At 64.8% G+C, this 25,446-nt stretch carries 17 protein-coding genes; 5 read left to right on the plus strand and 12 right to left on the minus strand.

Annotated features, from left to right (window positions below; all coding sequences use genetic code 11):
- Nucleotides 1-4 precede the first annotated feature (4 nt).
- Both ACNAOU_RS07000 and ACNAOU_RS07005 read left to right on the plus strand, forming a co-directional pair.
- Entirely contained in the window at nt 5-715 is a 711-nt protein-coding gene (locus ACNAOU_RS07000) for a hypothetical protein (RefSeq protein WP_422758338.1), read from the plus strand.
- A gap of 157 nt (nt 716-872) precedes the next feature.
- Nucleotides 873-2,171, plus strand: coding sequence for a Y-family DNA polymerase (locus ACNAOU_RS07005; RefSeq protein ID WP_422758339.1), 1,299 nt, complete (start codon nt 873-875; stop codon nt 2,169-2,171).
- A 13-nt stretch (nt 2,172-2,184) separates the two neighbouring features.
- Here the strand turns inward: ACNAOU_RS07005 and ACNAOU_RS07010 are convergent, their stop codons facing one another.
- From ACNAOU_RS07010 to nirB, 3 genes are read right to left on the minus strand one after another with little or no spacing between them, the layout of a single operon-like run.
- A complete protein-coding gene (locus tag ACNAOU_RS07010; protein ID WP_055974960.1) occupies nt 2,185-3,342 on the minus strand; it encodes a uroporphyrinogen-III synthase in 1,158 nt (385 codons plus the stop codon).
- Between the two features lie 12 nt (nt 3,343-3,354).
- Nucleotides 3,355-4,389 (minus strand): uroporphyrinogen-III C-methyltransferase, encoded by a 1,035-nt coding sequence (gene cobA / locus ACNAOU_RS07015; protein ID WP_422758340.1) that lies wholly within the window; start codon nt 4,387-4,389, stop codon nt 3,355-3,357.
- A gap of 12 nt (nt 4,390-4,401) precedes the next feature.
- Nucleotides 4,402-7,014, minus strand: coding sequence for a nitrite reductase large subunit NirB (nirB, locus tag ACNAOU_RS07020; RefSeq protein ID WP_055974963.1), 2,613 nt, complete (start codon nt 7,012-7,014; stop codon nt 4,402-4,404).
- A 281-nt stretch (nt 7,015-7,295) separates the two neighbouring features.
- On the opposite strand from nirB, the gene nirD reads away from it, so the two are divergent.
- On the plus strand, nt 7,296-7,676 hold the full coding sequence (gene nirD / locus ACNAOU_RS07025; RefSeq protein WP_018777379.1) for a nitrite reductase small subunit NirD: 381 nt from the start codon (nt 7,296-7,298) through the stop codon (nt 7,674-7,676).
- Nucleotides 7,677-7,680: 4 nt separating this feature from the next.
- Here nirD and ACNAOU_RS07030 read toward each other — a convergent pair whose 3' ends face one another.
- From ACNAOU_RS07030 to ACNAOU_RS07045, 4 genes are all read right to left on the minus strand, one after another.
- Complete coding sequence (locus ACNAOU_RS07030; RefSeq protein WP_354627128.1) at nt 7,681-9,426, minus strand: phospho-sugar mutase; 1,746 nt, start codon at nt 9,424-9,426, stop codon at nt 7,681-7,683.
- A 101-nt stretch (nt 9,427-9,527) separates the two neighbouring features.
- Nucleotides 9,528-11,150 (minus strand): glycoside hydrolase family 32 protein, encoded by a 1,623-nt coding sequence (locus tag ACNAOU_RS07035; RefSeq protein WP_422758341.1) that lies wholly within the window; start codon nt 11,148-11,150, stop codon nt 9,528-9,530.
- 93 nt (nt 11,151-11,243) lie between these two features.
- Entirely contained in the window at nt 11,244-12,845 is a 1,602-nt protein-coding gene (locus ACNAOU_RS07040; protein ID WP_018777382.1) for a glycoside hydrolase family 68 protein, read from the minus strand.
- 467 nt (nt 12,846-13,312) lie between these two features.
- Nucleotides 13,313-14,113 carry a purine-nucleoside phosphorylase gene (locus ACNAOU_RS07045; RefSeq protein WP_422758342.1) on the minus strand — a complete coding sequence of 267 codons (801 nt, stop codon included), beginning with the start codon at nt 14,111-14,113 and terminating at the stop codon, nt 13,313-13,315.
- 116 nt (nt 14,114-14,229) lie between these two features.
- Here ACNAOU_RS07045 and ACNAOU_RS07050 point away from each other — a divergent pair, with 116 nt between their 5' ends.
- Nucleotides 14,230-15,639, plus strand: coding sequence for an NAD(P)H-quinone dehydrogenase (locus tag ACNAOU_RS07050; protein WP_026267116.1), 1,410 nt, complete (start codon nt 14,230-14,232; stop codon nt 15,637-15,639).
- 94 nt (nt 15,640-15,733) lie between these two features.
- On the opposite strand, the gene ACNAOU_RS07055 is transcribed toward ACNAOU_RS07050, so the two are convergent.
- From ACNAOU_RS07055 to ACNAOU_RS07070, 4 genes are all read right to left on the minus strand, one after another.
- Entirely contained in the window at nt 15,734-16,483 is a 750-nt protein-coding gene (locus tag ACNAOU_RS07055; protein ID WP_422758343.1) for an MBL fold metallo-hydrolase, read from the minus strand.
- Between the two features lie 91 nt (nt 16,484-16,574).
- Nucleotides 16,575-18,137, minus strand: a complete 1,563-nt coding sequence (locus ACNAOU_RS07060) for an FAD-dependent oxidoreductase (RefSeq protein ID WP_422758344.1) — start codon at nt 18,135-18,137, stop codon at nt 16,575-16,577.
- Nucleotides 18,134-20,338, minus strand: coding sequence for a molybdopterin oxidoreductase family protein (locus ACNAOU_RS07065; protein ID WP_064721871.1), 2,205 nt, complete (start codon nt 20,336-20,338; stop codon nt 18,134-18,136). Before ACNAOU_RS07065 ends, ACNAOU_RS07060 begins: the two co-directional genes overlap by 4 nt.
- Nucleotides 20,339-21,751: an MFS transporter gene (locus ACNAOU_RS07070; protein WP_039240395.1), complete on the minus strand. Its 1,413-nt coding sequence runs from the start codon at nt 21,749-21,751 to the stop codon at nt 20,339-20,341.
- Between the two features lie 295 nt (nt 21,752-22,046).
- Here ACNAOU_RS07070 and ACNAOU_RS07075 point away from each other — a divergent pair, with 295 nt between their 5' ends.
- Nucleotides 22,047-23,456, plus strand: coding sequence for an MFS transporter (locus tag ACNAOU_RS07075; protein ID WP_026267117.1), 1,410 nt, complete (start codon nt 22,047-22,049; stop codon nt 23,454-23,456).
- 81 nt (nt 23,457-23,537) lie between these two features.
- Here ACNAOU_RS07075 and ACNAOU_RS07080 read toward each other — a convergent pair whose 3' ends face one another.
- The gene (locus ACNAOU_RS07080) at nt 23,538-25,352 is read right to left on the minus strand and encodes an acetyl/propionyl/methylcrotonyl-CoA carboxylase subunit alpha (protein WP_018777390.1); all 1,815 of its coding nucleotides are present in this window, start codon (nt 25,350-25,352) and stop codon (nt 23,538-23,540) included.
- Nucleotides 25,353-25,446 lie beyond the last annotated feature (94 nt).

Consider the following 25,446-nt stretch of genomic DNA (forward strand, 5'->3'; position numbering starts at 1 on the left):
CACAATGACGTCAAAAGCGTGGTTGGATGGCGGTGTGCAGAAACGGTTGCCGGGCGATGATGTAACGGAGACCCGGTTGGGCGCTTCACGGATGGGGGCGGAGGTTTCCGCGGAAACGGACTCGGCGCGATCTACCGCAGCGCGGCGGCGCCTCAAGTGGGGCATCGTGTTGGCCCTCGTCTCGGTGCTGCTGGGAGTAGCAGCCCAAGCTTCCGCAGCGTGGGTCAGTGATTCATGGCCTGAGGTTCTGGTCTACTTCGTCATGCCGGGGTGGGCGCTCATTCTGTGTGGTCACCTTCTGAGTGGGGCTGCCGCCTTGGCAGCGCTGGTTCTGCTGGTGCCGGTGCTGGTCAGGCGGATTTCCCGCGGCCGGATCCGTCGGCTGACTGCCGTTCTGGCAGTTCTGGCCAGTGTCACGGCGGCTCTGCCGTGGTCTATGTATTCTGCTGGCATGGGGCTAGCCGCCGCGGCGGCAACATACGCCCAAGTGACGGCAAGCAGCGGAGACAGTGTCGTCGTCGAACAATCAGGTTTCGATCCACAAACCTATTCCGTTTATTCACAAAAATCGTGGGGGCTCTGGCAACGAACTGTCCCGTGGCTGTCCGCCACAGAGGTCTTCGACCCCAAGGACTGCATACTGACGGGCGGAAGCAGCGATCTCGTGCTCCACTGCGGAGTCGATGACGTCATCGTGCCGCGCCTAGGGGACTAGCCAAGCCCTTTCCTCCTGCAGCGGGCTCAATTGGTCAGGGAAGTTTCGTTGTCGGTGGGTGGCGGTACAGTTGACTTATTCGAATATATCTTCGAATCAGCGGCGTGTCCTCCCATTTTCCGAGGTCGCGCATGTTAGTGACCAATCGAGGAGGAGCATGTCCAGGCCGGCCCTTATGCACACGATGCAGGAGATCGCCCACGTGGACATCAATTGTTTCTATGCTTCAGCAGAACGGGCCTTCAATCCCGCGTTGGAGGGCAAACCCCTGATCGTGCTCTCCAACAATGACGGTTGCGCCGTGACGAGGTCGCCTGAGGCGAAGCAGCTTGGCATCGGGCTGGGCGACCCATGGTTCAAGCTGGCTCCACGGGCCAAGGAATGGGGGCTCATTGCGCTGTCCAGCAACTACGAACTATACGGAGACATCAGCTCGCGCGTCATGGAGCTATTGCGGCGCTACTCGGCGTGGCAGGAGGTCTATTCGATCGACGAAGCGTTCCTGGGCGTCAAGGGCCGGCCGGAGGAGTTGCTGCAGCTGGGGCGAACCATCAAGGATGCTTGCCGCAGGAACGTTGGAGTTCCGGTGTGCGTCGGAATCGCCCGCACCAAAACGCTTGCCAAGCTGGCCAACAAATGGGCCAAACACAATCCGGCTTTCAACGGCGTGTGCCGTTGGGATTCGGTTCCTGAAGCCCAGCGCGAAGCGCTCATGGCCCGGCTGTCCGTCATCGAGATCTGGGGCGTGGCTACCAGGCTCACCAAGCGGCTGAACGCGATGGGCATCTTTTCAATCCTGGACCTGGTTCGGGCAGATCCCGTGGCCCTCCGGGACAAGTTCTCCATCGTCATGATGCGCACCGTCCTGGAACTGCAGGGAACGCCGTGCATCCCCATGGAAGAGGAAAGGATCGGACGGGACCAGCTGATCTTCTCGCGTTCGTTCTCGACGCCGATTACGACGGCGGCCCAGCTGCGGCAGGTGCTCAGCGTCTACGGGCAGATGGCCAGCGCCAGGCTGGCCAAGCACGACCTCCAAGCCAAGCTGCTGACGGCGTTCGCAGCAACGTCGGTGTACAACCCGAACGACAAATCGTTTCCCGCTGTGAACGTCAAGCTGCCCATGCCCACCGCCGATCCAGTGCTGCTCACCAAGGCTGCGCACGCCCTGGTCCCCAAAATCCAGGAGGGCGTCAGGTACGCCAAGGCCGGAATCATGGTCACCGACCTCCGTCCCAGCGGCAACCAGAAGCCCTTGGAGATCTTCGAGAACCGCCACGAGGAACGGGGTATCGGAAGCTTGCTGGAGGAGGTCAGCAAACGCTATGGCCGCGGCTCCATCGGATTGGGGCATGCCGGCATCAAGGGCGGCCCGGACTGGTCAATGAAGAGGGATATGCTCAGCCCCCGCTACACCACCAACTGGGATGAACTGCCCTTGGTGAAAGCGGCGTAGCAGGGCCGCAACCCTAGGCCCGCAGCCGATATCCGCGTTTGACCACTGTTTCCACGAGCTTGCCGTCCGGGAGCGCGGACCGAAGCCGGCTGACCGTCATGTCCAAGGCATGCACGGAACCGCGCAGATCCAACAGGTCAGAGAGCGCCTCACGCGACAAGACCGCGCCGCCCGCGCCGAGCAACGCCCGCAACAGCAGGAGGGGAGCGGGGGCCAGCTCCACCACTTCGCCGTTGATCCGCAGGCACCGTCCGCGCAGCTCGATGGTGGCACTCTTCGTCTCCAGGCGGCGGACATGGTTCAAGGACAAGTGCTCGGTCACAAGCCGAATAAGCGCACCCATGCGGTAACGGTCGGGGATCAGGGGCGTCAGCCCGGCGTCGACCAGGGGCTGGGCAGTCACCGGCCCGACCGCGGCCACCGTCACCGGGCCCTTGAGCGCTTCAATGAGCTGTCGGTAGAGGCCCATCTCATGCGCCGTGCTCCACATGGCGTCCACTGCCGGGGCGCTGGTGAAGGTCAGGACGTCCAGGTTCCCATTGACCACGGCCTCGATCAGGCGCGGCAACTTGTCCTCACCATCGGGCTTCACCCAGCGGTAGGGAGTTACCGTCAGCACGGTCGCGCCGGACATGCGGAGCCGCTCGAGCTGGCGAACGTCCGTGTACCCGTGCAACTGCACAGCCACGGTCTTGCCGCGAACTCCCTCCACCAGCAGCATGTCCACCAAGGTCGCGGTGGTTTCGTCGCTGCTGATTCCGACGTCGGCAAGCCCGGCCGCGCGGACTGCACCGCGGGCCTTGGGTCCTCTGACGAACATGCGGCAGGCGGACAAGGTCTCCAGGAGCTGCTCGCCGATGCCAAAAGAATCGGCCGCCTCGCACCAGCGGCGCATGCCGTAGGCGGTGGTGGCGATGCAAATATCCGGCTTCGCTTCGATGATGGTCCGGGTGTCCTCTACGAGGATCATGTCCTCCTGGACTGGGGCGATCTTCAGGGCAGGGGCGTGCAGGACACTGGCGCCGCGCCTCTCCAGGGCCTCGATGAGGTCACGGGAACGGCGGTGCGAGGTGACGCCGATGCGGAATCCGTCCAAGGGCGCCTCGGGCGCCTCGGAAGTGTCCGGAGCGGCATTGGGGTCCAGGCTTTCGATGGCACGTGCAACAGTCATGTGTTCTTACCTTCAGGCTTCAAGAAGCGAAGCCGCGAGTCGGCTCAGTTCAGCGGATGCTTCGGCGTGGTTCCGGTTGGCCTCGGCCACCCGGACCACCTCGCCGATCACCAGCACGGCAGGGTTGCTGCAGCCGGTCGCTGCTGTTTCGATACTACCGAGGTCGGCAATTGTGGTGCGTTGGCCCGGCCGATACCCACGTTCCACCACAGCCATCGGCATTTCACGATCCATCCCTGCCCGACGCAGTCCGGCGGCCAACTGGGGGAGAGTACCGATGCCCATGAGGACGATGATCGTCCCGCCGAGTCCGGCAAGGTGGGTGTGCTCCTTTTCCGTCAGGGGCGCGTGCCCTGACACTACCGTGAACATGTGGCTCACTTCGCGGTGCGTCACCGGAATGCCCGCGGCAGCAGGCACGGAGATGGCGCTGGTGACACCGGAAATCACCCGGACCGGAACACCGGCCGCAACACAAGCGGCTACCTCTTCCCCGCCCCGACCGAAGACGTAGGGGTCACCGCCCTTGAGCCTGACCACGTTCTTGCCCAGCAGCGCCGCTTCCACCATGAGCTTCTCAATGTCGCGCTGCGTCACCTTGTGCAGGCCGGGCTGCTTCCCCACATCCACGAGGTCAGCGGAGGTCAGGCCCGCCAGCTCCTGGTAGGGGGCCAGACGGTCGAAGAAGACGACGTCGGCATCCCGCAAAGCAGCGACAGCGCCCACGGTAAGCAGCTCAAGGCTTCCGGGACCTCCGCCCACCAATGTCACGTGGCCTTCGGCGCCCGGCTGCGGCTCGAACGCAACAGGGATGCCGGCCTCACGGCACCGGTCCACCAGCGCACCCCAGCCGTCCTCGCCGTCGTCCACTACCGCCACCAGGAACGGACGCTCGGGGAGCTGGCCGTCGGCCGGTGCACCGTCGGGCGTGCTCAGCCGGTAGACGTTGGCTCCGGCGCTCCGATAGCGGCGGACGGCCTGGCGGGCGGTTTTGTCGGATCCTGTGACCAGGACATCACGGTCGGTCAGGTCAATGGTGAGCTGCATGGGGACCCCTTGTTATTCGCTGCGGACCGGGATGGTGGAGGCGATGAGCACGCCGCCCTTTTCTTCGTTCGTGGCAGGGCGGATCTGGCCGCGCTCCGGAACGAAGGAGATGGACTCGTCCTTTTGGTTGGGGGCGTTGACGAAGGAACGGAAACGGCGGAGGCGCTCGGGATCCTTCAACGTCTCGGCCCACTCGTCCTCGTAGGTGTCGATGTGCTTGGCCATGGCGGCCTCGAGCTCAGCGGCAATGCCCAGGGAGTCGTGGACCACCACGTCCTCGACGTGCTTGATGTCGCCGTCGAGTTCTTCCTGCCAGCGGGCAGTGCGCTGCAGGCGGTCGGCCGTCCGGATGTAGTACATCAGGTAACGGTCGATGTACTTCAGCAGCGTTTCGTCGTCCAGGTCCTTGGCAAGCAGTTTGGCGTGCGCCGGAGTGGCACCGCCGTTGCCGCCAACGTAAAGGTTCCAGCCGTCCGCGGTGGCGATCACGCCGACGTCCTTGCCCCGGGCTTCGGCGCACTCGCGGGCGCAACCGGAAACACCCATCTTGAGCTTGTGCGGGCTGCGCAGGCCCCGGTAGCGCAGTTCCAGTGCGATGGCCATGGCCACGGAATCCTGGACGCCGAAGCGGCACCACGTGGATCCAACACAGGACTTCACCGTGCGCAGGCTCTTGCCGTAAGCCTGGCCGGACTCGAAGCCGGCGTCCACCAGTTCTTTCCAGATATCCGGCAGTTGCTCAAGGCGGGCACCGAACATATCGATGCGCTGGCCGCCGGTGATCTTGGTGTACAGGTTGTACTTCTCAGCCACCGCTGCGATGACACCTAGCCCCTTGGGCGTAATCTCGCCGCCGGCGATGCGGGGAACCACGGAGTAGGTGCCGTCCTTCTGCATGTTCGCAAGGGCGCGGTCGTTGGTGTCCTGCAGGGAACCACGCCCGGCGTCCAGGACATAGGCGGAGTGCTGGCTGGCCAGGATGGAAGCGATGGTCGGCTTGCAGATGTCGCAACCGGCGCCGGTGCCGTACTTGGCCATGATGTCTTCGAAGGACGTGAGCTCCAGGACACGGATGGCATCGAAGAGTTCCTGACGGGAAAGGCTGATGTGCTCGCAGAGGGCCTTGGAGACCTCGATGCCGGACTTGGTGAGTTCGCCTTCCAGGAGCTTCTTCAGCATCGGAACGCAGGAACCGCACTGGGTGCCGGCACGGGTGCAGCCCTTGAGTTCGCTGAGTTCCTGCACGGGGGCGTTGCCTTCACAGGCGCCGCAGCCGTTGATGGTGTCACGGATGGTTCCGGCGGCCACGTTGTTGCACGAGCACAGGATCGCGTCATCGGGAAGTTCGGTCTCCGGAGCCTCGCCACCACCGGCGGCGCTCAGGTAGGCACCCGGTTCGGCGGACAGCTCGCGGCCCAGGAGCGGGCGAAGGCTCATGTAGGGCGAAGCGTCGCCCACGAAGATGCCACCCAGGAGGGTCTTTGCGTCGTCGGTAGTAACGATCTTCTGGTAAACGCCGCGAGCGGGGTCGGCGTAGACGATTTCAAGTGCGTGTTCGGTCCTGGCGAAGGCATCGCCGAAGCTGGCAACGTCCACACCGGACAACTTCAGCTTGGTGGCAGTGTCAAAACCGGGGAATGTCGCCTCACCGCCGTGCAGCCGGTCCGCCACGATCTCGGCCATGGTGTTGGCGGGAGCCACGAGGCCCAGGCACATGCCCTCGAAGTTGGCCACTTCGCCGATGGCCCAGATGCCCTCCACTTCGGTGGCACAGAAATCGTTGATGACCACGCCGCCGCGCTGGCCCAGGCTGAAGAGCTGCTCTTCGCCTTCGGCTGCGCGGAACAGTTCGTCGCGGGGCCTGACACCGATGGCCACAATCACGAGGTCGGCGTCGATGGTGCGTCCGTCAGCCATCAGGACTCCGGTGACCTGGCCGTCGTCGTCCGTTTTCACTTCGGAGGGGAAGACACCGCCGTGCACTTCGAACCCCTTGGCCGCGATCAAGCGGCCCAAAGCCTGGCCGGCGCCTTCGTCCAATTGGGTGTTCATCAGCCACGGCGAGCCGTTGATGACCACAGGCGTCGCCCCGAGTTGCTCCGTGCCGGCAGCCGATTCGAGTCCCAGGAGGCCGCCGCCGATGGTTACCGCGTTGACCTTCCGGCCGAGTTTCGCGGTCAATTCCTCGATGGCCTTGTTGATGGACCAAACGTCCTCAAGCGTGCGGTAAACGTGGGTGTGCTCGGACCCGGGAATGGGGAGCCGGGCGGCATCGGAACCCGTAGCGACCACCAAATGGTCATATCCGTAAACGTTGCCCGCCGCGGTCACCACGTTCCGGGCAACGGGATCAATCCTGACCGCGCGCTCGCCGGTCTTCAACTCCACCGCCTGGTGGTCCCACATGGAGGCGTCGCCCAAGGTGAGGTCGACGTCGGTTTCGGTGAGGGCCTTGCTCAATGCCACGCGGTCGTAGGGGAGGTGTGCCTCCTCGGTCAGTACCGTGAGCTGCCAACCTTCAAGACCGCGATTGACCATGGCGTCGGTGAAACGGTGGGCAGCAGGTCCGCCGCCGATAACGACGACGCGGCGTGGAGTCACTGTGCTTGAAGTGTGTCCGGTCACTGGTGGGCCTTTCGCAGATGTTGCAGACGGATCTCCGCAACTTGTGATCCCAGCCTAGGGACGGGCAGTTTCGCTTCAGTTTCCCTTTTGTTTCGTGGTCTTAACTTCTGCATCACGAACGCGTTTCAGCTCGTGTGAGGTGTCTTTTACCCGCCGGACACAAACGAGCACCCCGGCTGAAACACCCCGGTCCTAGCGTGGAGGAGTGGCCGCAAGCGTGGCCCGGTCCGGGGAGTGATGACCGAATATGCCAGCACCCGGACACAGTGAGAGGGGCTGAAATGACCGTAATTCTGGACCGTGCCGAGACTCTTGACAGTGCCGGGGGCCCGGCCGCAGCCGCCACCTGGCACCGTGTGTGCCCGCTGGACGAACTTGAGCCCGCCTGGGGAGAAGCAGCGCTGATCGAAGGCCGGCAGGTTGCCCTGTTCCGCACCGGGCCTTCGGAAGTCTTCGCCGTAGCCCAGCAGGACCCGGCGACACTCGCCAACGTCATGGCGCGCGGCATCATCGGGTCCCGCGGAAGCCGGCCCACCATCGCCTCGCCGCTTCACAAAGAGGTTTACGACCTTGAAACGGGGGAGTGCTTCACCAATCCCGAGCTCCGCCTTGACGCGTTCGCTACACGCTTGGTGGACGGCTTCGTTGAGGTCGGGCTCTAGGAAGTTACTGTCCCAGTGCTTCGCGGACATCCCTGAGGACATCGTCCAGGGAGGTCCGCGCGGCTTGGCGTGCTTCCGCGAGTTCCGCCGCGGATTCCACAGGGCGGATCACTTCGAGGTAGCACTTGAGCTTCGGTTCGGTGCCGCTGGGCCGGATAATGACACGGCTCTGGTCGCGAGTGATGTACAGCAGCCCATCCGTCGGAGGAAGGTTGTCGCTGCCTTCGGCCAGGTCAACGGAAACCTCCACCGTGGACCCTCCGAACGCTTCAGGTGGGTTGACCCGGAGCCGGTTCATCATGGCGTCGAGAAGACCCAGGTCAGCAACCCGGATGCTCAATTGATCGCTCGCGTGAAGGCCGTGCACGAGGTAGAGGTCGTCCAGGGTGTCGAAGATCGTCCTGCCTTCAGCTTTGGCGGCTGCCGCCAGCTCGGCGATCAGCACAGCGGCTGAAATACCGTCCTTGTCCCTGACCAGCTCCGGTGCCACACAGTAGCCCAGGGCTTCCTCGTAACCGTAGGTGAGGCCCGGCACGCGGGAAATCCACTTGAAACCCGTGAGTGTTTCTTCGTGGGCGTAGCCTGCGGCGGCTGCAATCCGCGAGAGCAGCCGTGAAGAAACGATCGAGTTGGCGAATACGCCGGCGTGCGGCTCGTCGGGTGCGGCAGCGGCCAAACGCGCCACAATGTGCGCTCCCAGGAGGGCTCCGACTTCATCGCCACGCAGCATGCGCCAGGCATTGGTCGCGGGGTCCAAGGCAGCGACGGCGGCGCGGTCGGCGTCGGGATCATTGGCCAGCACGATGTCCGCGCCGGCAGCAGCCGCCGCAGCGAGCGCCAGGTCCAACGCTCCGGGTTCTTCCGGGTTCGGAAAAGCGACGGTGGGGAAGTCGGGGTCCGGCTCGGCCTGCTCGGCCACCAGGGTGACGTCGCTGAACCCTGCCGCATTCAGGACGGAGACGGCCGTACCGCCGCCCACCCCGTGCATCGGAGTCAGGACAATCTTCAGCTCCCGCGCCGGGAAGTGTTCACGGTCGACCAGCCCGGCCATTGCGGATTCGTAGTCCGAGGCGATGGACGTCGGCAGTACTGACCAGCCGGAATCGGCCAACTCGATGGACTCCAAGGCACCGACGGCCTCGATCTTCGCCGCAATTTTGGCGTCGTACGGTGCGACGATCTGGGCACCCCGGCCGCTCTCGGACACCGCATGGCGGCCCAAGTAGACCTTGTAGCCGTTGTCCTGCGGCGGGTTGTGGCTGGCAGTGACCATCACGCCGCCGTCGCAGTCGAGGTTCCTGACCGCGTAGGCGAGCAACGGCGTCGGAAGCGCGGCCGGCATGAGGAACGTTTCGATTCCCGCGGCTGTGAATATGGCGGCCGTTTCTTCCGCGAAGATGTCCGAGTTGTGGCGGGCGTCGAAACCGACGACGGCGCGTGGCCGGGTTCCCGGGGCCGCCGCGGCGACGGTTTCGGTGAGGAAGGCCGCCAGGCCCGCTGCTGCCCGGCGGACGACCACGCGGTTCATGCGGTTCGGACCTGGACCGAGGGCTGCGCGGAGGCCTGCCGTGCCGAACTGGAGGGTGCCGTTGAAGCTGTCGCCCAGCTCCTGGGCAGCTCCCGCATCGCCCGCGCCGGCGAGGTCGGCGAGCTCCAGGAGCGCCGCCGTCGTCGTCGGGTCCGGGTCTTGGGAAGCCCAGTGGCGGGCGTCGGTGATCAGCTGTTCAAATGCGGCATCGCTGGATGTCATAGGGTCAAAACTATCCTCATTGCGCACAGCAAGGGCAACGCGGGGTCGGATATGGCCCATAAACAGGGTCGTAATGGGCCATATCCGACCCCGCGTTGCTTTTAGAGGGGACGGGATTGCACCGAGATGGTGGATTCGCCGTCCACGCTGAACACTGATGATCCCGTAGCGTCCCAATCCGGGAAGAACGTGTCCGATATGACGGCCACGCCATCGTGGGCGAAGACTTCCACGGACGAGGCATCGAGGAGGATGGTGAGCCGGACTTTCCCGTCGCTCCCGGCAGAAGGAAGCGGGACTTGGTGGTACGGGCTGAATTTCTCTGAGAAGTTGGTGGTTCCCGCCTGCGAACGGTCGACCTTCAGGGTCCGGGTTTCCTTGGTGTAGGAGACGCGCAAGCCGGAGGTGCCGTCGGAGGATTGGCGCAGGATGATCCCGGCCTCCTTGGACGATCCAAGGTCCAGCTCCAGTTCGATCAGCTGGCTGCGTCCCGTGAAGTCCGCTCCCAGGTCCTGGACTGAGGAGCCGATGGTGAGGTTTTTCCTTCTGACCTCACCGCTGCGGCGTTCCAGGGCCTCCCTGGCTGCAGTGGCGATGGCCGAGCGCAGCTCGTAACGGTGCACGCCCCGGACCAGCGTCAGCTCCCTGGGAATCGCCATGGAACCCCGCCAGGGTGTCGTGGGAACGTGCTGGGCGTAGTCCCAGTTGCCCATCCAGCCCAGCAGCACGGGCTTTTCCCCTGGCGCGCCGGTAATGGAGTTCGCCGCGTAGTAGTCCGCGCCGTGGTCGAGCCATTGTGAGTCGCTGAGGGGTGCGTCCGGGGCTGCCGCGTTCTCTGCTGTGAAGTGCGTGCCGTCGAATTCGCCCACGAAGTACTGCATGCCCGAACCTCCAGCGATGCCGCCGGGGTTGATGCTCAGCAGCATGACCCACTTCTTGGCGGTTGAGCCTTCCACGTTCATCCTGACAAGCTCGGGCACTTCCCAGAGTCCTCCTTGCGCACCCGCGCCGGAGAAATCGCTGAGGTAGTCCCAATGGAGCAGGTCGGTGGACTTGAAGAGCTTGACCACCTGGGCGTCTGCCACCACCGTGGTCATCACCCAGTACTGGCCCGGCTCGTACCAGAAGACCTTGGGGTCCCGGAAGTTGTTGTTGGTAGGCGTGAGGTTGAGGACTGGATTGCCCTGGTATTTCTGCCATTTGGTGCCGCCGTCAAGGCTGTAGGCGACGGACTGGGCCTGGGCGCCTTGGGGGAGTGCGCCGTTCTTGCCGTAAGCGCTGGTGTAAAGGGCAACCATGGGCGGGTTTTCCGCCGAACCGAGGCCCGAGGCGTTCTTGGTGTCCATCACCATGCAGCCGGAGAAGATCTCTTCCTCGCCGCTCGCCTCCATGGCCACAGGCTGCTGCTCCCAGTGCACCAGGTCGGTGCTGGTGGAGTGGCCCCAGGACATGTTGCCCCAAGAGTTCGCACGCGGGTTGTACTGGTAGAACGCGTGGTAGGTGCCGTCGTGGTAGACCAGTCCGTTGGGGTCGTTGAGCCAGTTCTTTTCGGCTGTCAGGTGCGCCACGGGACGCCACGGGTCTGAAGGCGTAGGCGTCCGGCCCGCCGGGGTGGGGGACGGCGTCGGGCCTGCTGTGCAGGAGGCAGCAGCGAAAGAGACCACGACGGCGGCACTTGCGGCCAGCATCCGGCGGCGGGACAGGAGGGGGTTGGGGTAAGTCATGGGGAGAAATCCTGAAGGGTTGGGGGTGGCAGGGGTGCCGGCTCTTCTGGAACCGGCACCCCTGCCGTGGCCTGACGGCCGGGGTGTGCCGGCCTACTTGTAGAGGCCTTCACCGCCAACGCGGACGTTGGTGGGCAGGTAGCCGAACGGACCGAGGCCGTTCTGGCCGAAGCTGCGGTCAACCTGGGTCACGCCGCCCTTGAAGTTCATCTTCACGGTGGGTGACAGGGAGCCGCCGCGGACGCCGTCGACGTTGTCGATGAACGACTGGACGAGGCCGCCGGGCTGCACGTAGTGCGAGTAGGCCTGGAATTGCCGCCCGTTCTGGCGGGGGTCGGGACCCTCCGGTGCGTTGGCCGGCATGTTCAGATCCGTGGGCGAGCCCAGGGCCAGCCCGCTGTTGTTCACCGGCTGGTAGTCGGAGCGGACGCCGTCGCCTACGAAGCCGTAGACGCCGTCGGGGCCACGCATGCCGTCGGCATAGGTGAACTGGTGGCTGATGGTGAACAGGTAGTACTTGTTCTTGCCGTTCTCGTTCTGGATGAAGATCTGCGGACGCTCAGTCTGGTCGTTGACGCAGTTCGCTGACAGGATCGGGGGCAGGAAGGTCCACTTTGTGAGGTCCTTGTTGTCCGCTACTGCCAGGCCCACGTTGGCGGTCTGGTACCAGGCACCGGTGGTGCTGTTGACCTGGTCGACGGTCTCGGCGTGGGGATCGCCGGGCCGGTAGCCCAGGTCTTCCTGCTTGCACTTGTAGGAGCCGCGGGTGCCGCCGGTGTTGCCTTCGAACACCATGTAGGTTTTGCCCGGGTGCGCAGGGTCGCTGAAGGTGTACGGATCACGGAACGCGAAGCCCGGGTTTTGGGCCTTGTTCTGGTAGAGCTTTCCGTCCGGTTCCAGCAGCTTGGTGTGCTGGAAGCCGTCGAAGGTCACGCCGTTCTTGGTGGCGTGGATGTTGCCCAGGGCTTTGGCGATCGCGGCGTCGGGAGCGATCCCGCCACCGCCTGCGTTCCGTTCGGCGACGTCGTAGAACGTGGTGGCCGTGTAGAACACATTGATCTTGTTGCCCTGCATAAGGCGGGTGGAACCGGACCATTCGGTGTTGCCGATGGAGGTGTTGTCCAGGAACAGGTGTCCGCCGTAGTTCCACTTGTCCTTGGCGGGATCGGCGTTGGTCTTCCGGAAGAAGTAGCCGATCCGGGCGTTCCAGTGGCGTTGGTCGAAGCCGTAGCCGGCGTGCCGGTCGGCAACCAGGGCGAAGATGACATCCCAGCCCTTGTAGCTGATCTGGTTGGCGTTCTCGTCAGTCAATGACCAGGTGTCCCAAACCCAGACGTCGTCGTTCATGGCGGGGAAGTCCTTGGGGATTTCCGGCATGGTGACGTTGGGGCTCATGGAGTTCTGGCCGGGTGTCACATTGGTGTTGCTCTGGGCCATGATCTGTTTGGCGTCGGCGCGCGTCCATTTGGACGTGAAGTCCGCGGCCGGGTCATAGGCCTGCTGGGTGTGCTGGCTCGGCAGCGGAAAGCCGGGCGTGGGCGCCGGCATGGTGCTCGACGGCGGATCGGCCGGCAGGTTTGCCTGTGCCGCCGGCGTGACCAGCAGGATGCTGCCCGCCACGCTGGCTGCTGCTGCGACGGCTACTGCCCGTCGCAGACGGCGCCGCGGCCGTTGAGGGGTTGAGTGCGTGTTCATGCTTGCTCTTCTCGCGGAGTGTTGGACTTCGTGGAGTGGGGCGCATGCCCTGTTCCCCGGTTGGGGATCTCTACTCCGGCGTCCCTCAATCCGCTGGTGGCGTCTTCGAGGGACGCCATCGTTTCGAGGTGGCGGTGAGCCCGTCAGGGCGCTCGCCGCACATGGCTCCGGCACGTCGACTTACCGGAGCACACTCCACGCTAGACACGTGTTAGGCCGCAAATCAAAGGGTGTTTCGTGGGTCGTCCGGGCTACCCGCCGGTAGATGCGCAAGCGCTTACATTGCCAACGGGCGCGCGTGCCATAGGCCAGCGTCAGGAATCAAATGTTGCGCAATAAATCTTATTTAATCTGGGAATTTACTGTGCGTTTACTTTCGGCCGTGCCTGTTAGCGTGCACACTCCATTGACGGTTAAACAACAATGCGCGGGCACCCAGGCGGTGGCCGCGCATTGTTGCCGGTGGATCAGAGCTTGGCGATGATTTCCGCCAGGAGCTTGGAGATACGCTTTCCGGCCGCCTGTCCCGCTTCCAGTACCTCGGCGTGGCTGAGGGGAACCGGGCTGATGCCTGCAGCGAGGTTGGTAACCAAGGAGATGCCGAAGACTTCCATGCCCGCGTGGCGGCCCGCGATTGCCTCCAGCGCGGTGGACATTCCTACCAGGTCCGCTCCGATCCGCTTGGCGTACTGCACCTCGGCGGGTGTCTCGTAGTGCGGACCGGTGAACTGCGCGTACACGCCCTCCTGCAGGGAGGAATCAACCTCACGGGCCAGCGTACGGATGCGCGAGGAGTAGAGGTCCGTGAGGTCCACGAACGTGGCGCCCTCCAGCGGCGATGTTGCTGTGAGGTTGATGTGGTCGCTGATGAGTACCGGAGTGCCCGGGGTCCAATCCTCGTTGAGTCCGCCGCAGCCGTTGGTCAGTACCAGCGTCTTGCATCCGGCGGCTGCCGCAGTGCGTACGCCGTGCACGACAGAGCGGACGCCGCGGCCTTCGTAGTAGTGCGTCCTGGCGCCAAGGACCAAAGCTCGCTTGCCCTGCTTGGTGAGGACGGAGCGGATAGTGCCGACGTGCCCCACCACGGCTGGTTTGTGGAAGCCCGGGACCTCCGAGGCGTTCAGTGTGGCCGTCGTTTCGCCGATCAGATCGGCGGCTTCGGCCCAGCCGGATCCGAGCACCAGCGCTACGTCGTGGGACTCGACGCCGGTCTCCGCGGCTATGAAGTCTGCGGCGGCCTGTGCGGCTTCGAAAGGGTCTGTGTTCATCAGCTCAGTGTTACTCACTGGTACAAGCTACCTTGCCGCCAGCCGAATCAGGTAGGGGCACAGGTGAGGGTGGGCTGACTGGCAGCCACGGAGGCAATGAGCGAGAATTGAGGATTGTGACCACCCAAGTTGACTTCAGTGCCCCCCGTATCGCGATCCTGGGAGGTGGTCCCGGCGGATACGAAGCTGCCATGGTAGCCGCCTCGCTCGGCGCCCACGTCACCATCATTGAGCGTGCCGGCCTCGGCGGATCCGCCGTGCTGACCGACGTCGTGCCTTCCAAGACCCTGATCGCCACCGCCGACCTCATGACCCGCGTGGGTGAGGCGGACGAGCTTGGAGTCAAGTTCGACGGCGACGGCACGGCCTCCAAGCCCCGCGCCGACCTCAAGCACATCAACGACCGCGTCCTGAACCTCGCCCACGGCCAGTCCAACGACATCCGCGCCGGCCTCGAGCGCCTGGGCGTGGAAATCGTCATTGGCTCCGGCCGGCTGCTGGACAACAACACCATTGAGGTCCTGACCCTCGAAGGAACCCGGACCATCGACGCCGACGCCATCCTCCTGGCCGTCGGCGCCCACCCGCGCGAACTTCCCACTGCAAAGCCCGACGGCGAGCGCATCCTCAACTGGGCCCAGATCTACAACCTGGACGAACTGCCCGAGGAACTGATCGTGGTGGGTTCGGGTGTGACCGGCGCCGAATTCGCCTCCGCCTACAACGGCCTGGGCTCCAAGGTCACCCTCATCTCCAGCCGCGACCAGGTCCTCCCCGGCGAGGACACCGACGCCGCCAAACTGCTGGAAGGCGTCTTCGAGCGCCGCGGCGTGCGCGTTTTGTCCAAGTCGCGGGCCAACGCGGTAGAGCGGACGGACGACGGCGTGAAGGTCACCTTGGGTGACGGTTCCGTCGTCACGGGCTCACACTGCCTGGTATGTGTCGGATCCATCCCGAACACGGCCGGCGTCGGACTCGAGGAAGCCGGCGTAACGCTGACCGAATCCGGGCACATCAAGGTTGACGGCGTTTCCCGCACCACGGCCCCCAACATCTACGCTGCCGGCGACTGCACGGGTGTTTTCGCGTTGGCTTCCGTTGCTGCCATGCAGGGCCGCATCGCGATTGCACACTTCATGGGCGACGGCGTGAAGCCGCTCAAGCTCAACCAGGTGGCGTCCAACATCTTCACGTCCCCGGAGATCGCCTCCGTGGGCGTTTCGGAGGCCGACCTCGCGTCCGGTAAGTACCAGGGCGATGTCGTGATGTTGTCCCTGCTCAGCAACGCCCGTGCCAAGATGCGCAACACCAAGGACGGCTTCGTTAAGATCATCGCCCGCAAGGGATCCGGCACCGTCATCGGTGGCGTGGTGGTGGGGCCGAACGCTTCGGAACTGATCTTCCCCATCTCCGTGGCCGTGACCCAGAAACTGCATGTTGACGACGTCGCGAGCGCTTTCACCGTGTACCCGTCGCTGACAGGATCCATCTCGGAAGCTGCACGCCGCCTTCACGTGCACATGTAGTTCCAACGCAGACGCCCGTTTCGGGGCTTCGCTGCGGGCCATGCCGTACGAGCGGCATGATCCGCAGCGAGCCATCGAAACGGGTTTTGCGTTCCTAGGAGGGCAGCTGGTTCACCGCTTCGGCCACGGGCAGGTGCAGCGCGGGTCCGTGCCCCGGGAGGATCACGCGTGCCTGGACTTCCTCCAGCCGGCGGGTTGCTTTGAGGGCGGCCGCAGGATCGTGGTGGAACATCCTGTGCAGCATCTGCGGGCCTTGCCTGCTGCTGATCGGATGCCCGCTGACAAATGTGTCTCCTACGGCAATCGCTCCCGCATCCGGCAGCAGGATCGCTATGTTGCCCGGAGTGTGGCCCGGCACTGCAATCGGCGTGGGTTTGCCCGGAAGGCCGGCGAGCCTGTCCTGGGTCCAGGCTTCTGCATGCGTGGCCGGCTCTGCCTGCAGGGCCTTTGCCTTGATGACGTGGAGCATCCAGCGGAACACCTTCGGACGCCACACCCGGGCCAGGACCTGGCCGAGGGTGACCTGGTGCTTCTCCTTGCCTTGGACGTGGGCAAGTTCTTCGGGGGAGCACAGGATGGCTGTGCCGAAAGTCCTTGAGAAGTAGGCGGCCGATCCCGTGTGGTCGACGTGTCCATGGGTGATGAGCATGGCTTTGGCATCGGCAGGGTCCAGGCCGAGTTCGCGGACAGACTGCAGCACCAGGTCGCGGTCGGCGGGGTAGCCGCCGTCGATCAGGATGAAGCCGGAGTCATCCGTTGGGGCCGGGGCACTACGGACGATGAGCCAGTTGGATGCGGGTCCTTCGACGAAGTGGACGCCGGGCGCGGGTTCGGAGATGTTCACTCCGGAAGTTTAGACCGTCTGTTTCGATGCCTCGCTGCTCACGATGCCGAAGGCGCGGCACTGTGAGCAGCGCGGCCACGAAATGGCGGATTCAGGCGGTTGCGGCCTGGAAGTGCTTTTCGATGATCCCCTTGATGTCCTCATGGCATCCTCCGCAGCCGGTCCCTGCGCGGGTGGCCTTGGAAACCTCGCCCACGGTGCCGCAGCCAGCCAGCACGGAATCCTCAATGCTGGTCGCATTCACGCCAGCACAACGGCACACGGTCCGCTGGGGATCGTTGCTGGAGGCGCCGGCGTCGAGTTGGTCGGGCCCGTCCAGCCGGAGCAGCAGGGAGCGGTCCGCGGGCAGCTCCGAGGAGCGTTCGAAGAGCATCACCAGTTCAGCGGCGGTGCGGGGCATTCCCACAGCCACCAGGCCCTCCAGCACTCCGCCGCGCGTGGTCATCTTGACGTAGCGGCCGTGCTCGGGGTCGGCCCACTGGGAGATCTGGCGTCGTGCACGTCCAGCCGCAGCACCGGCTTCCAGGACTTCTTCGTCCCAGGGATCGGCTTGGTTGTCGCCTGCCATGGCCAGGTTGATGCCGCGGGCCTTCAGGACCACAACGCCGGGCTTTTCCGAGGGCAGGGGTTCCAGGGAGTCCGCGGCCAACTGGCCATCGCGGGCCAGGACCAACAGGTACTCCGCCAGCCATTCCGCCTGTCGCCAGCCCGGCCCCACCAGTCCTGAAGGGCCGCCCGCAGTCCGGCACTCCTTGCAGGAAGGATCGGCGCAATGGACTTCGGCGCAGTCACCGATCGCGAACATGTGAGGCTCGTGATGGGTCCGGAGGTGGTGGTCCACCAGGATGCCGGACGCCACGGGAAGCCCGCAGCCCTCGGCGAGTTCAAGGCGAGGGCGGACACCACAGGACAACACCAGCAGATCGCCGTCAATCGCGGATCCGTCATCGAGCAGCAGGGCCGAGAATGAGCCACCAGGACCTGCAGTCTCTACCCCGGTGGAGCGGGCATTGCCGGCCATCCGGACGCCACTTGCACGCAGGCTGTTGCTAAGGACGGAGCCGCTGCCTCGGTCGATGCTGCGGGCCAAGGGGAAGAGGCCGTTGTGGACCACGGTGGCCTTGGCGCCCTCCTCCGAGGCTGCCAGTGCTGTTTCCAGGCCGAGGACGCCTCCGCCCAGGACGACAACCCGCTTCTGCTGCTTAACCGCCGCGCGAAGCACAGCGGCGTCCTGAAGATCGCGAAGCGTGATGACGCCGGGAGGAAGGACGGGGCCGGAAGGATCCGGGTTGAGCCCTGTGAGGTTGGGAATGACGGGTCGTGACCCGGTAGCGAACACCAGGCGGTCATAGTGCTCCGTGGTGCCGTCGGCGAGGACCACGTGCTGCCGGGCACGGTCGATCCTCTTGACCTTGACGCCCAGGCGGAGCTGCACGCCGTCGGCCTCCAGCCCGGGAACATCAGCCATGGCCAGTGCTTCGGCGCTCGTCCGCCCGACACCCAGTTCTGCCACCATCACGCGGTTGTACGCAGCGTCGCTTTCCTGACCGACCACCAGCAACTGCACGAGACCGGTCCGGACAGCGGGGAGAAGCTCCTCGACGAGCCGGGCAGCCACTGGCCCGAATCCTACGACGACAATGCGCTCGCTCATGAAGCCTCCTTGATGTGCAGTGGAATTCCCGCTCCGGCAGGAACGCCATCCAGGGTTCGTGAAGAGACCGCGCGCCGGACCCACACCCTGCTGGTCTTGAACTCCGGCATGCCGGAGATGGGATCTGTGGCCGACTCCGTCAGGCGGTTGGCATTTTCCTGGCCGGGGAAGTGGAAGGGCAGGAACACAGTGTCGGGGCGGACCGAGGTGCTCAGCTCGGCCCGGCACAGGACTTCTCCCTGCTCATTGGTCACTGTGGCGTAATCGCCGTCGGAAATCCCGCGTGCTGCCGCGGTTCCGGGATGGATGAGAAGCCGTGCCTGGGGTTGGGCCGCCAGCAGCTCGGCAACCCGGCGGGTCTGGGCGCCGGACTGGTAGTGCTCCAGGAGACGACCCGTAGCGAGCGCCAGGGAGTCGTCCGCAAATGAACGCGCAGCCCGTTTCGACGGCGTCACGGGAACCATCACGGCCCGGCCATCAGCGTGGGCAAAGCCGTCACCGAAGAGCCTCGGAGTGCCGGTGCTGCCGGTTGGATATGGCCAATAGGCTGCCTCGCCACGGTCCAGCATGGCGTAGTCGATGCCCGAGTAGTCCGCCAGGCCGCCGGCCGAGGCCAGGCGCAGCTCTTCGAAAACGGTCTCAGGGTCATCGCTGAACGTAGAAGGGGCTTCGAGCATCTCGGCGAGCCGGGCCATAAGCCACAACTCGCTGCGCACGCCCGGGGGAGGAGTGAGTGCCTTGCGACGGCGGATCACCCGGCCCTCCAGGTTGGTCAGGGTTCCTTCTTCCTCGGCCCACTGCGTGACAGGCAGGACCAGGTCCGCTTCGGCGGCCGTCTCGGACATGAAGAAGTCGCACACCACCAGGAAATCCAGGCTGCGTAAGCCCTGTGTCACGGCGTTGGTGTCCGGTGCGGAAACCACCACGTTGGCGCCGTGCACGAAAAGGCAGCGGACGCCGTCGGGCTGTCCCAGCGACTTGAGCAGTTCGACGGCGGGCAGGCCGGGTCCGGGGATCAGCGACTCGTCAACGCCCCAGACGCTGGCCACATGGGCACGCGCGGCGGGGTCGGTGATCTTGCGGTAGCCGGGCAGCTGGTCGGCTTTCTGTCCGTGTTCCCGGCCGCCTTGTCCGTTGCCCTGGCCGGTGAGGGTGCCGTAGCCGCTGAGGGCCGAGCCGGGCAGTCCGAGGAGGAGACTTAGATTTATGGCTGCGGTGGCGGTATCGGTGCCGTCCACGTGCTGCTCCACGCCACGGCCGCTGAGGATGTAGCTGCCGCCCGCGCGGGCACCCTGGGCCAGGCGCCGGGCCGTTTCGCGGATGAGGTTGGCAGGGACGCCGGTGATGGACTGGACCCGCTCCGGCCAGAACGCGTTGAGGCTGCGCACCAGGGCTGAATATCCGCTTGTGCGTTCGGCGATGTATTCAGCGTCCACGAGCCCTTCGTGGACCACCACGTGCGAGATGCCCAACAGCAGTGCCAAATCGGTGCCGGGCGTCGGCTGCAGGTGGAGGCCGCCGCCGTCGGACGTGAACGCGGCGGTAGCCGAGCGGCGGGGGTCCACCACGATCAACCCGCCGGCGTCGCGGGCGCCCTGGAGGTGCTGGACGAACGGCGGCATGGTCTCGGCGACGTTGGATCCGAGCATAAGGATGACCGACGCCGAATCGAGGTCGGTCACGGGGAAGGGGAGCCCGCGGTCCACTCCGAACGCCCGGTTGCCGGCGGCCGCGGCCGAGGACATGCAGAACCGGCCGTTGTAGTCGATGCGGGACGTGCGCAGTGCCAGGCGGGCGAATTTACCCAGCAAGTACGCCTTCTCGTTGGTGAGGCCGCCGCCGCCGAAGACCCCAACAGCGTCGTTCCCGTATTGCTGCTGGGTGTCTTTGACGGCTGCGGCGATCAGCATGAGGGCCTGGTCCCAGGAGATGGGCTGGTGGACGCCGTCGGATCCTTTGAGCATCGGCTCCGTGACCCGGCCGCTATGGCGCAACAACGACGCCGATGTCCAGCCTTTGCGGCACAGCCCGCCCCGGTTTGTGGGGAAGTCGCGCCCTGAAACCTCGAGCGGGACAACGGGGGTGGCCGGTTCTGCGGCGGGCGCTGCCGCTGTGCCTTGGACTGCGGGTGCAGCCGGGGTCAGCGTCATGGCGCACTGGAGCGCGCAGTAGGGGCAGTGGGTATCGGCGCCGTTGGGCATCTAGATGTGTCCGATCGTGTTGCGCTTCCGGGCGGGGCGGATGTAGCAGACCCAGCAGACGGTGAGCATCAGGACGTAGGCTCCGACAAAGCCGTAGAAGGCCGGGGTGTAGGAGCCGCTGGCTGTGTTGGATGCGTTGAGCACCTGCGGGATGACGAAGCCGCCATAGGCGCCGATCGCCGAGATCAGGCCGAGTGACGATGCTGCGAGGCGTGCTGTGGCGGCGCTGCTGGCGCCGGAGCGGGCAGCGCGGCTGGACGTTGCGAAGATGACCGGGATCATGCGGTACGTCGCGCCGTTTCCGAAGCCGCTGGCCAGGAAGAGCAGCAGGAACAGGCTGAGGAAGAGCCAGAAGTTCTTCAGCGGCAGCGTCCAGATCATGGTCAACGTGATGACGGCCATGGAAGCGAACGAGGCGATGGTCATGCGTGCCCCGCCCATGCGGTCGGCCATGCGTCCGCCGTAGGGTCGGGCCAGGGAACCGACCAGCGGGCCGAGGAAAGCCAGGGACAAGGCCACAGCGCCAACGTGGAACGAGGAGAAGTCCGGGAAGTAGTCCTTGATCAGTTTGGGGAAGACGCCCGCGAAGCCGATGAACGAGCCAAAAGTTCCGATGTACAGGAACGCCATGATCCATAGGTGAGGTTCCTTGAGGGCGGCCAGTGAGCCGGCCACATCACCTTTGGCGCTGGTGAGGTTGTTCATGTATTTGTACGCGCCGAAGGCGGCGATGATGATCAGCGGTATCCAGATGATGCCCGCCATGGGCAGGTTGACGGTTCCGGCGGCCAGCAGGGTGATGGCGATGGGGACAACAAGCTGGGCGACGGCGGCACCGAGGTTGCCGCCGGCGGCGTTCAGGCCCAGCGCCCAACCCTTTTCGCGCGCCGGGTAGAAGAAGGTGATGTTCGCCATCGAGCTGGCGAAGTTGCCGCCGCCGAAGCCTGCGAGGGCGGCGATGAGGAGCATGACACCGAACGGAGTCTGCGGATTCGACACGCAGATCGCCAGCCCGGTGGTGGGGATCAGGAGCAGGAGGGCCGAGACGATGGTCCAGTTCCGGCCACCGAACTTCGGAACCATGAAGGTGTAGGGAATGCGGAGTGTGGCGCCCACGAGGCTGGGGATGGAGATGAGCCAGAAGATCTGGTTGGAATCGAAGGTGAAGCCTGCCGCGGGGAGCTGGACCACCACGATGGACCACAGCTGCCAGACGACGAAGCCGAGGAATTCGGCAAAGATGGACCAGTACAGATTCCGCTTGGCGATGGACCGGCCTTCGGCTTCCCACTGGCCCTTGTCCTCGGCATCCCAGTTGGCAATCCAGCGGCCGGGGCGGTGCTCAAGGGCGGGGGTGGCAGCAGTGGTGGACTGGATGGGGGCCAGTGCATCTGCGGTGCTATCAACAGTCACGGAGTGCCTCCTTGGTGGGGGACGTTGTTCTTCCAAGGTAGGTTTGGCGCATTTCACGGACGGTCGCTGTTTGTAAACGCCCTGTGACATTTCCCTATCGGCGGGGTCACCAGCGCGTGAGACGGCGGTGAGGTAATGTGGCGCAGACCACATGGTGGGATTTTCTCGTTCGTCCGCATACTGGACTTGGTTGTCCAGTCAATGGACAGCGGGAACTATTATTGAACTCTCAAATAATCCTTCGCCGGGCAAGCTCCGAGGGGCATCGGCCGGTATGAACGAAAGCTGCAACTACATGTCTTCCACCGCACCATCCAAGGAAGGCGAGTCCACTAAACCAGTGAACTCGCGGGGCAAGGTGATCTTCGCGAGCCTGATCGGCACGACGATCGAGTTCTACGACTTCTACGCCTATGCCACCGCGTCGGTACTCGTCTTCCCCAAGCTCTTCTTCCCGGACGCCACCGACATCAACGCGCTGCTCAGCGCCTTCGCCATCTTCGGTGTCGCCTTCTTCGCGCGTCCCATCGGCGCAGTGGTCTTCGGACACTTTGGTGACAAGATCGGCCGCAAGGGCACCCTGGTTGCCTCCCTGCTGACCATGGGTATTGCAACCTTCCTCATCGGCCTCCTGCCCACCGCCTCCATGCCGGGTTGGGCCATCCTCGCGCCGATCATGCTGGTCGTGCTCCGCTTCTTCCAAGGCCTCGCCCTGGGTGGCGAGTGGTCCGGTGCTGCCTTGCTCGCAACAGAGAACGCGCCTGAAGGCAAGCGCGCAATTTACGGTACGTTCCCGCAGCTGGGTGCGCCGATCGGTTTCATCATCGCCAACGTGATCTTCATCTGGATGAACGTGGCGCTCAGTGCTGATGAGTTCCTTGCCTGGGGTTGGCGCGTGCCGTTCATCCTCAGCGCCGTGCTGGTCATCGTCGGTCTCTACGTCCGCCTGAAGCTGGTGGAGAGCGTGTCCTTCACCAAGGTCATCGAGCAGGAGAAGGTCCAGAAGCTGCCCCTCGCTGCAACGCTCAAGAGCCACTGGCGCCCGGTCCTCGCTGGTACGTTCATCATGTTCGCCACGTACGTGCTCTTCTACATCATGACCACGTTCACGCTGTCCTACGGCACCAAGCCAACGTTGGCCGGCGCTCAGGCCGCAGCCGAAAAGGCCGGCAAGCCGATGACGGCCGAGCAGGTCGCCGCGTTCGTCCCCGGGCTGGGCATCACCCGCTCCGACTTCCTCTGGATGCTGATCATCGGCGTCGTCTTCTTCGGCATCTTCACTGTGGTTTCAGGCCCGCTGGCCGAGAAGTGGGGCCGCCGGAAGTTCCTGCTGGGCGTTACGGCCGGAATCTTCGTTTTCGGTGCCCTCTGGTTCACCATGTTTGGACCCGGCCAGGCCGCAGCCATGGTGGGCCTGATCGTGGGCTTCACCCTCATGGGCCTGACGTTCGGCCCCATGGCGGCGATCCTGCCGGAGCTCTTCCCGGCGAACGTCCGCTACACCGGCTCGGCTGTCGCCTACAACCTGTCGTCCATGATCGGAGCGGCCCCTGCGTCCTTCGTGGCCATCGCCCTGTGGTCGGCGGCAAACGGCAGCACTTGGTTGGTGGGCGTCTACATGGCCGCCGCTGCCGTGGTCACCTTCATTGCCTTGCTCCTCACCCGGGAGACCAAGGACACGGACTACGAGAACAACGTCGCCTAAGAACCTTAAGAACAAGCTGCCCAATAACGACGCCGGCCCCGCACCGAAAGGTGCGGGGCCGGCGTCGTTAAGCGTCGGTTCCTAGTCCTCGATGGTCGCGATGACCGCACCGGCGGCCACCGTTTCCCCGGCGCTGGCAGACAGGCCCCGGACGGTGCCCGACTTGTGGGCGGTGAGGGGCTGTTCCATCTTCATGGCTTCGAGAACCACGATCAGATCGCCCTCGGCCACCACGTCACCTTCGGAGGCCGCCACCTTGACGATGGTGCCCTGCATGGGCGAGGTCAGTGCATCGCCGCCGGCAGCGGCAGCCGCAGCACCTGCCGAGCGGGAACGCTTCTTGGACTTGCCGGACTTAGTGCCCGTCCCGGCAGAGGCGGTGGCGACGCCGGCACCCAGGCCGGACGGCAGAACCACTTCAAGGCGCTTGCCGCCAACCTCGACGACGACGCGCTGGCGCTCACCGGCGTCGGGCGTTCCGGCGTCTGCGCCCGCAGCAGACCAGGCCGGGATGCTGTTGACGAACTCGGTTTCGATCCAGCGGGTGTGGACCGAGAAGGGGCCCTCCGTGGGAGCGAAAGCAGGGTCGGTGACCACTGCGAGGTCGAACGGGATGACGGTGGGGATACCCTCCACCACCATTTCTTCCAGTGCGCGGCGTGAACGCTGGAGTGCTTGCTCGCGGGAAGCGCCGGTGACGACCAGCTTGGACAGCATGGAGTCGAAGTTGCCGCTGATGACGTCGCCCTGCTCGATGCCGGAATCCACGCGGACACCCGGGCCCGTGGGGTTCTTCAGGGTGGTGACCGTACCGGGCGCGGGCATGAAGTTCCGGCCCGGGTCTTCGCCGGTGATGCGGAACTCGAAGGAGTGGCCGCGGACCTCGGGGTCCTCGTAGCCAAGTGCCTCGCCGCGGGCAATGCGGAACTGCTCGCGGACAAGGTCAATGCCGGTGACCTCTTCGGAAACACAGTGCTCCACCTGGAGGCGCGTGTTGACCTCGAGGAAGGAAATGGTGCCGTCCTGGCCCACCAGGAACTCACAGGTTCCGGCACCCAGGTAGTTGGCTTCCTTGAGGATGGCCTTGGAGGATTCGTAGAGGCGCTTGTTCTGCTCTTCGCTCAGGTACGGGGCAGGGGCTTCTTCCACGAGCTTCTGGTTGCGGCGCTGCAACGAGCAGTCGCGGGTGGAGACCACTACCACGTTGCCGTAGGCGTCGGCCAGGCACTGGGTTTCGACGTGGCGGGGGGCGTCCAGGAACCGCTCGATGAAGCATTCGCCGCGGCCGAAGGCTGCAGTGGCTTCGCGGACGGCGGATTCGTAAAGCTCCGGAATTTCCTCCATGGTGCGCGCAACTTTGATGCCGCGCCCGCCGCCGCCAAACGCAGCCTTGATGGCGACCGGAAGGCCGAATTCTTCGGCAAACTTGAGGATTTCGTCCGCGGATTCCACGGGATCAGCCGTGCCGGGGACCAAGGGTGCGCCCACCTTTTCGGCAATGTGGCGGGCCTGGACCTTGTCGCCCAAAGCCGAAATGGCCTCAGGTGACGGGCCGATCCAGTTGATTCCGGCGTCGATGACCTTGGCGGCGAACTCGGCGTTCTCGGCCAGGAAGCCGTAGCCGGGGTGGATGGCATCCGCGCCCGACTGCTTGGCGACGTCGATGATCTTGTCCATCACCAGGTACGACTCAGCGGCCGTGTTCCCACCCAGGGCGTACGCTTCGTCGGCGAGGCGGACGTGGAGGGCGTCGCGGTCCGGGTCTGCGTAGACGGCTACGGAGGCAATGCCTTCGTCCCGGGCGGCTCGGATGATGCGGACCGCGATTTCGCCGCGGTTGGCAATCAAGACCTTGGTAAGAGGGCTGGAAATGGGCTGCGCCGGGTTAGCTGACAAGTTGTTGACTCCTTCTGTCCTTCAGGGAGCCTAGCGCGATTGTGAGGGTTCCGCCCATATTGATGGGGGATTCCGTGTGTGAGGCGATGTTCCT

The organism is Paenarthrobacter sp. C1, assembly GCF_049315185.1.
GTDB classification, from domain to species: Bacteria; Actinomycetota; Actinomycetes; order Actinomycetales; family Micrococcaceae; genus Arthrobacter; species Arthrobacter nicotinovorans.